Annotated in this window: 10 protein-coding genes and 1 tRNA gene; 10 read left to right on the forward strand and 1 reads right to left on the reverse strand. The window is 65.2% G+C overall.

What is annotated here, in order from left to right; genetic code table 11:
• The first annotated feature begins 60 nt into the window (after positions 1–60).
• From AU252_RS20080 to AU252_RS20115, 8 genes are all read left to right on the forward strand, one after another.
• Positions 61–1,035: an AAA family ATPase gene (locus AU252_RS20080; RefSeq protein WP_058932220.1), complete on the forward strand. Its 975-nt coding sequence runs from the start codon at positions 61–63 to the stop codon at positions 1,033–1,035.
• Entirely contained in the window at positions 1,032–2,390 is a 1,359-nt protein-coding gene (locus tag AU252_RS20085; RefSeq protein ID WP_083510489.1) for a DUF58 domain-containing protein, read from the forward strand. The genes AU252_RS20080 and AU252_RS20085 overlap by 4 nt, the downstream gene beginning before the upstream one ends.
• Entirely contained in the window at positions 2,387–4,717 is a 2,331-nt protein-coding gene (locus AU252_RS20090; protein WP_058932222.1) for a transglutaminase-like domain-containing protein, read from the forward strand. Before AU252_RS20085 ends, AU252_RS20090 begins: the two co-directional genes overlap by 4 nt.
• Positions 4,718–5,851, forward strand: coding sequence for an RDD family protein (locus AU252_RS20095; RefSeq protein WP_058932223.1), 1,134 nt, complete (start codon positions 4,718–4,720; stop codon positions 5,849–5,851).
• Positions 5,848–6,738: a PP2C family protein-serine/threonine phosphatase gene (locus tag AU252_RS20100; protein WP_058932224.1), complete on the forward strand. Its 891-nt coding sequence runs from the start codon at positions 5,848–5,850 to the stop codon at positions 6,736–6,738. Before AU252_RS20095 ends, AU252_RS20100 begins: the two co-directional genes overlap by 4 nt.
• Entirely contained in the window at positions 6,735–8,189 is a 1,455-nt protein-coding gene (locus AU252_RS20105; protein ID WP_083510490.1) for an FHA domain-containing protein, read from the forward strand. Before AU252_RS20100 ends, AU252_RS20105 begins: the two co-directional genes overlap by 4 nt.
• Complete coding sequence (locus AU252_RS20110; protein ID WP_058932226.1) at positions 8,186–9,787, forward strand: serine/threonine-protein kinase; 1,602 nt, start codon at positions 8,186–8,188, stop codon at positions 9,785–9,787. The genes AU252_RS20105 and AU252_RS20110 overlap by 4 nt, the downstream gene beginning before the upstream one ends.
• Positions 9,788–9,951: 164 nt before the next feature.
• Positions 9,952–10,027: transfer RNA gene (locus AU252_RS20115), tRNA-Ala, on the forward strand.
• A 102-nt stretch (positions 10,028–10,129) separates the two neighbouring features.
• On the opposite strand, the gene AU252_RS20120 is transcribed toward AU252_RS20115, so the two are convergent.
• On the reverse strand, positions 10,130–11,449 hold the full coding sequence (locus AU252_RS20120; protein WP_058932227.1) for an SAM-dependent methyltransferase: 1,320 nt from the start codon (positions 11,447–11,449) through the stop codon (positions 10,130–10,132).
• A gap of 84 nt (positions 11,450–11,533) precedes the next feature.
• Between AU252_RS20120 and AU252_RS20125 the strand changes: the two genes are divergently transcribed.
• Positions 11,534–11,887: a zinc ribbon domain-containing protein YjdM gene (locus AU252_RS20125; protein WP_083510491.1), complete on the forward strand. Its 354-nt coding sequence runs from the start codon at positions 11,534–11,536 to the stop codon at positions 11,885–11,887.
• Positions 11,888–11,905: 18 nt separating this feature from the next.
• Positions 11,906–12,985 (forward strand): FAD-dependent oxidoreductase, encoded by a 1,080-nt coding sequence (locus tag AU252_RS20130; protein WP_058932229.1) that lies wholly within the window; start codon positions 11,906–11,908, stop codon positions 12,983–12,985.
• The last annotated feature ends 13 nt before the right edge of the window (positions 12,986–12,998 follow it).

Genomic DNA, 12,998 nt, shown 5'->3' on the forward strand with positions numbered 1-12,998 from the left:
CCGCCCCATGGCCCACAGCCGCATCTTCAACGGCAGCACATCAAACGAAGGAACGACGAAATGGCACTGACAACGGAACACGCCGCGTGGTTTGCGGACACGTTTGCGAAGCTTGTTGACAACGTGGGACTGGCTGTCCTGGGCAAACCCGAGACCATCCGGCTTGTCTGCACGGCCCTGTTGGCTGAAGGGCACGTGCTCCTGGAGGACGCCCCCGGTACGGGCAAGACGTCACTCGCCCGTGCCCTCGCGGCCAGTGTCCAGGGCACCAACAACCGCATCCAGTTCACGCCTGACCTGCTGCCATCCGACGTCACGGGCGTGACCATCTACGATCAGCAGACCCGGCAGTTCGACTTCCACAAGGGGCCGATCTTCGCCTCGATTGTGCTGGCCGATGAGATCAACCGTGCATCGCCCAAGACACAATCCGCGCTGCTGGAGGTCATGGAGGAATCCAGGGTGACCGTAGACGGTGTGGGGCACGAGGTGGGCCGGCCCTTTATGGTCATCGCCACCCAGAACCCGATCGAGCAGGCCGGCACCTACCGGCTTCCGGAAGCCCAGCTTGACCGGTTCCTGATCAAGACGTCCATCGGATTCCCGGACCTCGATTCGGCCGAGAAGATCCTGGCCGGCGCGGCGGTCCGTAACCCCGCCGGAACACTGAGCCCCGTAGTCACCACCAAGGCGGTTGCAGACATGGCGGACTTGGCCGCGCGGGTCCACGTGGACGGCGCGGTGTTGAGGTACACCGCCCAACTGGCCCAGGAAACCCGCCACGCGCCCGAAACGCAGCTCGGCGTCTCAATTCGAGGCAGCCTCGCCATGATCCGGGCGGCCAAGGTCTGGGCGGCAGCGAACGGCCGGAACTACGTCCTGCCGGACGACATCAAGCGGCTCGCCGCACCGGTCTGGACGCACCGCATCACCATCGACCCGGAGGCCGAGTTTACCGGCATGACCGCGGAAAAGGTGCTGTCCAGGGTGCTCGCCGATGTGGCTGCGCCACTGGCCAAGCAGCCGGTTGGATGAGCCAGGTCATCACCGGCGCGAAAAGCGCACGGGCAGCGGTCGCAGCCGCCGCGCGGGGAGCATCGTCCGGAGCGGCAGCAGCAAGGAGAAGGATCGGAACGGCGTTGTCAGCCGTCAGCCGTTACGGTGCTCCGATCGGCAGGATCGCGGGACCCTTCGTTTCCCCTTCAGCGGCGGCCGCAGCGCGCCTGCTGAAAGTGCCCACGTCGTTCGGTTGGGCCGTTATGGGTGTGGCCGCCCTGTCGGCCACGGGGGCAGTGGCCTGGGGGTGGCAGGAGCTGAACACCTGGACGTTCATCGCCGTCGCGCTCGTTGTAGTGGCGTTGCCGTTTGTGCTGGGCAAGCTCTCGTACCGCGTCACCCTCGATCTCGCCCGCAACCGGGTTGTTGTCGGTGAACGGGCGGTGGGCCGGGTTGACGTGGAAAACACTGCGAAGCACAGGCTGTTGCCCGCACGGATTGAACTGCCCGTTGGACAGGGCCTGGCCTCATTCCACCTGCCTGGCCTTGACTCCGGCGAAACGCATGAAGAGCTGTTTACCATCCCGACAAACCGCAGAACGGTCCTTTCGGTGGGGCCCGTCAGGTCAATCAGGGGCGACGCCCTGGGACTGCTTCGCCGCCAGCTGGCGTGGACAGAGGCTGTGCCGCTGTTTGTCCACCCGCGGACTACGTCACTGAGCAATTCATCGTCAGGCCTTTTCCGGGATCTTGACGGGTTGCCCACCAAGGATCTGGCGAGCGACGACATCTCGTTCCACGCGCTCCGCGAGTACGTGCCAGGCGACGACCGGCGCTACATCCACTGGAAGTCGAGTGCCCGCACCGGCAAGCTGATGGTCCGGCAGTTCGAAGAGACGCGGCGATCCCACCTGGCCGTCGCACTGTCCACTAACCCGGAGCACTACCAGGACGATGTCGAGTTTGAGCTGGCCATCTCAGTGTGCGGATCGATTGCCCTCCAGAGCCTGCGGGAAGAGAAGGAGGTCACGGTCGTAACCCACGACAACGTGGTCCCGTCCCCCACGGGCAAACGCCTCCTCGACGGACTGGCTGCAGTCGACGCGTTCGATGCAGCTTTTGCGAAGCCGCGCCACTCTGCCCCGGGCGCATTCGCACAGAAAGTGGCAACGGATGTTGCCAATGCCTCGGTGATTACAGTCATTTTCGGTGGCCGTGTGGACATGAGAGAGATTCAAGCAGCGATTCGGAAAATTCCCCATGGTGTCCGTACAACTGTCATACGGTGTGTCCGGGACGAAGAGTTGGGACTGCGCAGCATCGCTGGAGCTTCCATGCTCACGCTCGGGCACCTCGAGGACCTCTCCCGCGGAGTGCGGAGGGTCGGCGAATGACACAGGCAGCCACTTCCCGCCGGGCACTGGAGCCAGGGACACTGATCAGCGACCTGGTCCAGCTCGGCTTGTTCCTCTTGCTTCTGGCCACCGGGACACTCGGCTTCAGCCGTGTGTTCGAAGGTGCTGACTACCTTGTTGCCGGTCTCGGAGGCGCTTTCCTGGGCCTGGGCGTTGCACTGCTGGGAGCGCGCTGGCGGTGGGGAATCCTCTCGGTAGCCGGCGCCACAACAGTGGCCTACTTCCTGTTCGGGGGAGCCATCGCGCTGCGGCCCACGGCCATCGCAGGTGCAGTGCCCACGCTGGAGACCCTGCGCGAACTCGCCCTGGGACCGGTGCTGTCCTGGAAGCAGCTCCTGACGCTGCAGCCTCCGGCCGGAACGTATGAGAATCTCGCAGTCTTGCCGTACTTGGCAGCTTTGCTGGCCGGCGTGCTGGCTGGCAGCTTCGCACTCCGGCTCAGCCGGCCGGCCGTGGCCCTACTTCCCGTGGCGGCGCACTTTGTGGTGGCTGTGGCATTCGGCACCAAGGACCCGGTGGAACCCGTGCTGCGGGCCTCATTCGTGTTCGCAGGTTCACTCGCATGGTACGCATGGAGCCGAGGCCACCGCAGTCGAATGGTCGCCCCGCAACCCCACGTGGCGGACAGCGGCGGGTGGCAGAGGTCCCTGCGGGTCCGTGCCATAGCCGCCGGCGCCGGAGTCCTGGCAGCTGGCATGTTGTTCGGCTCAGTTGCTGCCTACTCCGTTGAACCCGTCACCCAGCGCCAGGTCCTGAGGGATTCCCTGGTGCCTCCCTTGGACCTTAACGCCTACCCAAGCCCGCTGGTTGCATTCCGCAAGTACGTCCGTGACCAAAAGGACGAAACCCTCTTCACAGTCACCGGCTTGCCAAGCGACGCCCGCATCCGGCTCGCCACCCTCGACGCGTACGACGGCATCGTGTACAACGTGGCTGGCGACGGCGGTACGGGGTCGGGTTCGTTTGCCAGAATCGGCTCATCCGTGGGCGAAAACCGTGGGCCCGTCACGGCCGAAATAGCCGTCACGATCGAGGCCTTCAAAGGGGTCTGGGTTCCCGGTGTGGGGGACCTTAAGACTGTGCAATTTGGCGGACCCCGCGTGGACGTCCTGACGAAGGCGCTGCACTACAACCGTGAAAGCCAGATGGCTATCAACACGGCCGGTCTACAGGCCGGCGATACCTACACAGCGGAAGTATCCATCCCCACGGTCCTGTCGGATGAGCAGTTGGGTGATCGCGATTCCGCTGATATCGCCCTTCCTGCGGCGGCTGCAGTCCCGGACGTGGTGTCCGGTTCGGCGCAGTCTGCCGCGGGCTCGAACACTACCGCGTTGCTGCAGGCCCGGGCGCTCGAGGCGAAGCTGCATACCGACGGGTTCTTCAGCCACGGCCTTCAGGGTGAAGCTGTTTCGAGGGCAGGCCATGGTGCGGAACGCATCGCGGCGCTGCTGGGAGCCACGCAGATGGTGGGCGACGACGAACAGTACGCCACGGCCATGGCGCTCCAGGCACTCTCGCTGGGACTGCCTGCCCGGGTCGTGCTGGGGTTTCACTCAGAGGAAGACGGCGGGGGCGCTGTCGAGATCACGGGCAGTGACCTGCATGCGTGGGTAGAAATTGCCTTGCAGGGGGCAGGGTGGGTGACCTTCGACCCCACACCCCCTGAAGACCAGGTTCCGCAGGAACAGAAGATCAAAGAGAAGTCCCAGGAAAACGCGCAGGTACTCCAGCCTCCGCTTCCACCGCAGAAACCCGCGGAATTGCCGCCGGAAGTTTTGCCGGACGACGAGAGGGACGACGACGGCGGGAACCCCTGGGGTACGCTGCTCACCGTGTTGGGGATTGGCGGAGGCTTCCTCGGCGTCGCAATCCTGTTGTTGGGTCCCGTTCTCCTGGTTTTCTATTTGAAACGGAAACGCCGGATGAGGCGCGCGAACGCGGACAGCACCGCTGACCGGTTCAGCGGCGGTTGGGACGAGCTGCTGGACGCCGCAACCGATCTTGGCGTCGGAATCTTGCCCGGCGTCACCCGGCAGGAGGGCGCCAATGCCCTGGAATCGAAGTATCCACAGTCATCAATTGTGGCTCTCGCGGAACGGATCGACGGCGGCGTGTTTGGGCCCGTTGAACCAAGCCCCCATGAGCTTGAAGGTTTTTGGCAGGAGGTGGACGGGATCATCGGCTCAATGAACAACAGCGTCGGACCGTGGAAACGGTTCAAGGCACGTGCCTCGCTGCGCTCGTTGCGCGGATCGTGGACGTCCATTGGCATGGCGTTCATCGCCAGGAAAAGGAAGAACTAGATGGTCCAGGAAGTCGGACGCATTCCCGAAGTACTACACGCGGGTCCGGGGTTATACAGCGCCGGCATTGGAGCCAGGATCTGGGCCAATGTCATTGATGGACTGCTGCTCCAAGGCATCTACATCGGGCTGTATTTCGCCTCATTCGGAGCGATGCTCGGCGCAGCACAATCAGGGAATTACTCCACTGCCATCACTTTGATGAATGTCATCGGGTTCGTCTTGCCCGCCCTGTGGATTTTGCTCGCCATCATCTACGTAGCCATGCTCGGTCGCGGCCAGAGCCTCGGCATGAAGCTGACTGGGGTGCGGCTCGTGTCCCTGGAAACACTGGGCGCACCCGGATTTTGGCGGGCAGCAGGGCGGAACGTGGTGTTCGCCCTTGGCGCCTTGATAGTCGTTGGGCCTTTTTCGCCCCTGTTTGACGATTCGGGGCAGCGGCGGGGCTGGCATGACAAAGCCACCAACACGTGGATGATTGACGAGCGCCGCCGGCTGGCGGAGTCTGCCACGGTTGGTGCGCCCCGGAACGGAGCGCCGTTCGTTGCCCAAGTGCCCGCGCCCGCAGCGGTAACGCCAATCGTGTCACCGGTGCAGCCGCCGTCGCCCGTTCCGCCACCACCGCCGGGCTTTGCCCCGGGCTTGGTGACGGCTGCACCGTCAGTGCCATCCTGGCAGCCCAATGCTCCGGCTCCGGCTCCGCAGCCGCAGCCAGTGCCCGCGGCCTTGGCCGATGACGACGATGACCTGGACGCCACCCGCATCGGCGTCGTAGCCAGGGCCCACCGAACCTGGTGCCTCCGCCTCGATGACGGACAGGACATCCACTTGGCTGCACGAGGCTTCATCGGACGGAATCCAGCAGACCCGGAAGGCCAGCCGAATCACGCGGCGGGTGCAGCCGCGCAGTTGATCCCTGTCCGGGATGCCACGAAGACGGTTTCCAAAACCCACCTGGCATTCGGAATCGACGGAAGCCGCCTTTGGGTCCAGGAACGGGGATCCACCAATGGCACCAAAATCGTCCGAACCACAGGCGAGCACCTGGATGTCAGCAGCTCGACGCGTTCCTATGCCGGCAACGGCGACGTCCTCGTCCTCGGGGACCTCCGGATCACTGTGGTGGGTGAATGACGGGGATCGAAGGTCCCGCCTCGGAGCCGGGGCCGGCGAGACGGATCACTGTGGACTTTGGCGCCTCCTCGAACACTGGTCGGCGGCGCACATCCAACGAAGACTCGTACCTCGCAGGAGGTGCCCTGTTCCTTGTCGCGGATGGCATGGGCGGACATGATGCCGGCGAGGTTGCGAGTTCGATGGTGGTGAGCTCCTTCGAAGAGCTGGCCCTGCGGCCCTCCGTCGGGCTCGACGATGTGAGGCAAACCATTTCCCAGGCAACCCGCAGGGTACTCGGGCTGCCCGCGACCGGAAAAAGCGCAGGGACTACGCTCACCGGCGTTGCCATCTCCGAAGCCGGTGGGCTGCCCTACTGGCTCGTACTCAACATCGGGGACTCCCGGACGTACCGGCTCGCGGGATCCTCGCTTGAGCAGATCAGCGTGGACCATTCTGTGGTGCAGGAACAGGTGGACAGGGGCGAGCTCACATCCGCCGAAGCCGCCGGAAGCCCGGGCAGGAATGTTGTCACCCGTGCCATTGGCGCCGGGAGCTCCGGCGAAGCGGACTACTGGTTCGTTCCAGCTGAAGCTGGTGACCGGATGCTGGTCTGTTCCGACGGGCTGACTAACGAGCTGGCCGATGCCCGGATCCTGGAGGTCCTGCTGGAGGAATCGTCACCACAGGATGCCGCAACAAGACTGGTCCATGAGGCTCTCCTGCATGGTGGCAGGGATAACGTCACTGTGCTGGTTGTCGATGCCACGGCCGTTGACGGCCAGGGGTCCGAGCTGCCAACGACGAGTCCGCAGCATGCAGGCTCTGCGGGGGAACATCACGACCCGGACGAAACGATCCCGCGGGAAGCCCTGGCGTCCCTGCGGAGAACAGGTGAGGAGAAATGATGCACCGCTATCGGACCGGTGAGTGGCTGGGGGTTGTGACCGAGTACGGCGTCGCTGTGCTGCCCGGGGACCTTGATACCAATCTCGTGGAACGGATCTGGCATTCGCTGCGTTCCGGCAAAGGACTTGGAGGCGTGCTGGATGTTCTCACGGGCGCTTTCGGGACGAGCCTCTCGGCCCTTCCCAGCTTTGCTGTTGTGAGCTTTACCGGCACCGAAGCCGGCATAGCGGTGCGGGGCCCCTTGGAGGTCGGTGTGGTGGGGGACGACGACGCGGGCGGGTATACGGTCAGTGGCGCCCGTGTGTCTACCTGGAGCGAGAGAGTGTCGAGTAACCCCGATATGGTCCAGATCGTCACGGCTCTCGGGACGGGAACGGAAATCGGCCTCCCTGAGTCCCTGCCGATCGCCGACGGAGTGGTCCCGTGCTCCGCAATCTCCGTAGTTCTGAGCGCGGATCGGCTGAGCGTCGTACTCCCGTTTCCGGATCATCAGCAGGGTCCGGAGCCCGTATCCGTCCAGGCACAGCCGCCCGAACCTGTGCCGGCCGAGGAACTCGCGCCGGTTGCCGCCACCACACCTGAACCGCAGCCCGTGGCGCCGACGGAACCTCAGTCCACGCAGGCCGAGGCAGGGGACGGCTGGCATGCATCCCCCGTGCACGATCCTTCCCACACCATCTCAGATCCTGGGGACGCGGAAGGAACTGACTACGACTGGCTGCTCTCCGGCGAAACGATTGCCAGGTCCGTGGAAGGGGCGGCCATCCGCGGCGAGGAAGACGGCGACGGCGCCGGGCAGGAGCCAACGGCCCCCCAGAGGCAACTGTCCGCCACGGCAGGCGACCTGCACCCGCCCAGCCTTCCGGTGCCTGGTGTACTGAGTCCACCGGAATACCCAGCTCTCCCGCCCGCCAGACCGCTCCACGTGCCGAGTACCCCCGGTGGCGTCATCGACGGCCTCCCGGACTTTCCCTGGGACGCAGTCGCTGGGCCTGGCGAACCGGACAACGATGACACCATTTCCATCGAAGCTCTGGCGGAGATGAGGCGCCGCAGCGGAACGCCCGTGCAGGCGGTACCAGCTGCGAGACAGCCGGCGGCGGCCCGCAACGCCGGCAGGCTCGACGTGTCCACCGGAGAGTCCGTGGTGTTGGACCGGAACGTCATCATTGGCAGAAGGCCGAAAAGCACCCGTGCGGTTGCCGACATGGTCCCGTACTTGCTGACAGTGCCAAGTCCCACCCAAGACATATCCCGGAACCATGTGGAAATCCGGGTGGAAGGCGATCATGTCCTGGCCGTCGACCAGGAAACCACCAACGGCACCCGTCTGCTGCGGACCGGACGCGACCCGGAGCGCCTTCACCCGCGTGAGGCCACGATGCTGAGTTTCGGGGATGTACTGGATCTAGGCGAAGGCGTCACCGTCACGTTCCGGGAGGAATCATGAGCCCTAAGCGACTCGTAGGTCCACCACCCCGGATTGAGGGCTTCACGTATCAGAGTGTCCTGGGGTCCGGCGGCTTCGCTGACGTGTTCCTGTACCAGGATGTGCTGGGTCGGCGCGTGGCCGTCAAAGTGCTGCTCGTGGAAAGGCTCTCGTCCGGCTCCGAGCAGCAGTTCACGGCTGAGGCCAACCTGATGGCGGCACTGTCCGCGCATCCGTCCATCGTCACCATCTACCAAGCTGGACTGTCCTCCGACGGCCGGCCGTACCTGGTCATGGAGTACTTCCCGAAGGCCAACCTTCAGGTCCGGTACCGCCGCGAACGCTTCAGTGCGGCCGAAGCACTCCGGATAGGCATCCAGGTTGCCGGTGCTGTGGAAACGTCGCACCGGGCAGGCATCCTCCACCGGGACATCAAACCGGCCAATATCCTCATCAGCGAATACAACAAGCCGGCACTTACAGACTTTGGCATCTCAGCCACCCAGGAAAATCAGCAGGATGCCGTGGGCATGTCCATCCCGTGGTCGCCGCCGGAGTCATTCGGCAGCCCTCCGTGGAGCGGCCCCCAGTCCGATGTATATGCCTTGGCCGCGACCGTTTATACCCTGCTGGCAGGCAGGTCTCCCTTCGAAGTTCCCGGTGCTGCCAATTCAAGCAGCGACATCCTGGGCCGGATCGAAAATTCGGCGCTCCCAGCATTGGGCCGGGACGACGTGCCGCCCATGCTGGAGGAAGCCCTGGAGAAAGCCATGAGCAAGAGCCCGGGCGACAGGTACGAAACCTCCCTCGCCTTTGCCAGGGCCCTCCAAAAAGTCCAGATCGATATGCACATGGCAGTTACGCCCGTGGACGTGGTGGACGACAGTGCCGATCAGATCGATGAGAACGATGACGACGACGGACTGACGCGGATCCGGAGCATTGTCAGCATCAGCCCCGAAGCCACTGCGCCGCAGGCTCCAAGCCGTGGACGCCACCCTGATTACGTGCAGCCAATTGCCGGAGTCCCGGACGACACCGTCCTCCGCGACGGGCTGCATGCCAGCGGCGGTGGACAACCGGCCGGACGTCATGAGGCAGGCCTCCCGTTGCCTGTTGCGCCGCCGATCGAAGACACACTCCTGCGGCCGCCGTCGGAGCCTCCGTCGTCAGAAGTCAGCCAGCCGGCCAAGCGACGCATGCTCGTGCCAACCATTATCGGGGCGGCTGCAGTCATTGTGGTGGGCGGTGCCATTGCCGCAACGCTGATGACTGGCCAAGCGGGCGAGGCGGACAAGAAGGGCGCAGGCCAGTCCGCGCCCCAGACGTCCGTTCCCCTCGATCCGGTGGTGGAAAGTATTGTGCCTGCCCCCACAGGACTCGCGGGAACAGTCGGGGACAAAGGTGTTGTTTTCAGTTGGCAGAATCCCAGCCCGCAACCTGAGGACATGTATCTTTGGCGAGTCCTGGACGCCGAGACCGACGGCCCCCTGACCAGCACGAAGGATCCTTCTGTCTCTGTTCAGCCAGGCGCCACCGGGAGAACGTGCATCGAAGTATCGATAAGGAGAAGTACCGGACGGTCCACCAACGAACCTGCCGTCGCCTGTGCACCCTAGCGCTGAAGCGTCCTAGGCTGGTTCGCGGATCCCGGCCTTGACGGTGCGGATCCGCGAACCAGCGATGAATTGTTGGCTGGCGCTCCCGATTGGCGCCGCGGGCAGTTTTCTATTAAGCTGATCAGGTTGCTTCGGGCGTCTGAAGCGCGGAGGAGCACAAGTTTGGGGCTGTGGCGCAGCTGGTAGCGCACCTGCATGGCATGCAGGGGGTCAGGGGTTCGAGTCCCCTCAGCTCCACCAAACAGGACGCAGGTCCGCAAAAAAATGAGCCACCCGGTCGGGTGGCTCATTTTTTGTCTCCCAAACAGGGAGCCGGAGAAGTGGGCGCCGAGTAGTGAGCGCCTAGACCCAGTCAGTCCGGCGCAGCGGCGGCCCGTCCCCGCCGGCACGCTGGACGAGGATCTGGTTGACGCCCGTGATCCCGGTTTCAAAGCCCAGGGCACTTGAGACCATGTAGAGCCGCCATACCCGCGCCCGGCCCAGGCTGGTGAGCCGGACGGCTTCGTCCCAGTCCTCTTCGAGCCTGCGCACCCACGCCCGCAGGGTCAGCGCATAGTGCTGGCGCAGGGCCTCCACGTCCACCACCTCGAACCCGCCGGATTCCAGCGCGCTGACCATCTCGCCCAGGCTGATCATCTCGCCGTCCGGAAAGACATAGCGCGGAATGAACGAATCCGGGTCCGGCTTGGTGGGGCCGGCGTTCCAGGAGATGGCGTGGTTGAGCAGCCGGCCGCCGGGACGGAGCAAGCCGTGCAGCGCGTCGACATAGTGGGGTGTCTGTTCCCGGCCCACATGTTCGGACATGCCGATGGAGCTGATGGCGTCGAACAGCCCGTCGGAGATATCACGGTAATCCTGGACCCGGATGTCGATGTTTTCGGTCAGGCCGGCGTCGGCCGCACGTTTGCGCGCCAGCACGGCCTGTTCGGTGGAGAGCGTCACGCCCACCACCGAGACGCCGTAATGCTGCGCCGCGTGCAACGCGAAGCTGCCCCAGCCGCACCCCACGTCCAGTACCCTCATCCCGGGCTTCAGCCCAAGCTTCCGGCAGACGAGATCCAGCTTGGCCTTCTGCGCGTCATCCAGTCCGGCCGGAAGGCCGCGGCTGGCAGGGGTGCCGCCGCCGTCGGGTCCATCCGCCCACACAGCGCACGAGTAAACCATCGAGGGTCCCAGCACGAGGGCGTAAAAGTCGTTGCCGACGTCGTAATGGTGCGAGATGGCCGCGGCGTCGCGCTTCCGCGTGTGGAGCCGGCCCTTCCGCGTGACCTTGGCCTCCTCCGGCGGCGGAGCAGGGTTGGGGCCCAGCGCGCCCAGCCGGACGGCCGTGCTGACCAGCGTGGCCAGTTCACGCGGAGTCAGGGGTCGGAAGGGGCCGGGCTCGGAAAACTTGCCCACCGAGCTAAGCGCCGTGAAGGCTGCAAAGATGTCGCCGGGGGCATCGATGTCCCCGGCGACATAGGCGCGGCTGAGCCCGAGCTGCCCCGGCGACCACAGGATCCGGCGCAGGGCGCGGCGTGACCTGAATTCGAGGACCGGGGCCTCGGGCGGCCCCGCCTGGGACCCGTCCCACGCCCGCAGCCTCAGCGGTATCTCCGTCGTCCCCAGGACGATGCCCAGTGCGTTCGCCAGCAGCGACGCTGCCCCTTTTTCTGTTTTCATGGTCCTCGCCTTTCGTCCGCCTAGGCCCAACAGTACGACGCCGGCGCGCGCCTGTCAGCGCAGTGGCGCGATTATCATGGGGGAGTGAATGAGACGTTGCCACCGTGCCCCGAATGCTCCAGCGCCTACACCTACGAGATGGGTGCGCTCCTGGTCTGCCCGGAATGCGGCCACGAGTGGTCCGCCCAGGCGGCGGAGGCCACGGCAGAGCCCGGGCCGAGGGTCATCAAGGATGCAGTGGGCAACATCCTCGCCGACGGCGACACGGTCACGGTGATCAAGGACCTGAAAATCAAGGGCAGCTCCGGTGTCATCAAGGTAGGCACCAAAGTCCGCGGGATCAGGCTCATGGACGGTGTGGGCGATCACGACATCGACTGCAAGGTGGACGGCGTGGGGCCGATGCAGCTCAAATCCTCCGTGGTGAAAAAGGTCTAGCCGGAACCGGTCAGGGGCATGGACTACGGAACCACCGACGTTGTGGTCATCGGCGCGGGCCAGGCGGGACTCTCCGCCGCCTACCACCTGCAGCGCCGGGCGCTGGACTACAGGGTCCTCGACGCGGAGGAAGGTCCGGGCGGCGCCTGGCGCCACCGCTGGAAGAGCCTGGTCATGGCCACGGTCAACGGCATCAGTGACCTTCCCGGCATCGCGAAGCCTGACGTGGATCCCACGGAACCCAGCTCGGAGTTCCTAAGCCGGTACTTCGCCGGCTACGAGCGGGACCTCGGAATTGAGGTCCTGCGCCCGGTCAAGGTCACCTCGGTCGCAAGGGAAGACGCCGATCCGGCGGGGCGCCTGCGGATCAGCACCGACAGCGGCGACTGGTCAGCGAAGGCGGTCATCAACGCAACCGGTACGTGGACCCGGCCGTTCTGGCCCATCTACCCGGGCCGGGCCACGTTCCGGGGCCGGCAACTGCACGTGGCCGATTACGTCTCCGCCGAGGAGTTCCGCGGCCTGCACGTCATCGTGGTGGGAGGCGGAATTTCCGCCGTCGGGCTGTTGGACGAGGTCTCGCAGGTGACCAGCACCAGCTGGTTCACCCGGCGGGAACCGGACTGGCGTGACGCCGCGTTCGACGCCCAGGCCGGCCACAACGCCGTCGCCCTCGTGGAGGAGCGCGTGCGGCAGGGACTGCCGCCGCAAAGCGTGGTGGCCGTGACCGGCCTCATCTGGACGCCCTCGTTGAGGGCGGCAGCGCAACGGGGTGCGCTGGACCGTCGCCCCATGTTCACCGCCATAGAGCCCGACGGCGTCCGGCTCGCCGACGGGGGCTTGCTCCGTGCCGACGTCATCCTGTGGGCCACCGGATTCCGTGCCGAGCTCGAACATCTGGCGCCGCTGCATCTGCGGGGACCCGGCGGCGGCATCGCCATGGAAGGGACCCAGGTGGCAGCTGAACCGCGCGTCCATCTGGTGGGGTACGGGCCGTCGTCGTCCACCATCGGCGCCAACAGGGCGGGCCGGGCGGCCGTCTCCGCCATCCTCAAACTGCCCGCGCTTGCATCAACCGCATCAACAACCAGTAAATGACCAGACGGCAGGA

The organism is Pseudarthrobacter sulfonivorans (genome assembly GCF_001484605.1).
GTDB lineage: Bacteria > Actinomycetota > Actinomycetes > Actinomycetales > Micrococcaceae > Arthrobacter > Arthrobacter sulfonivorans_A.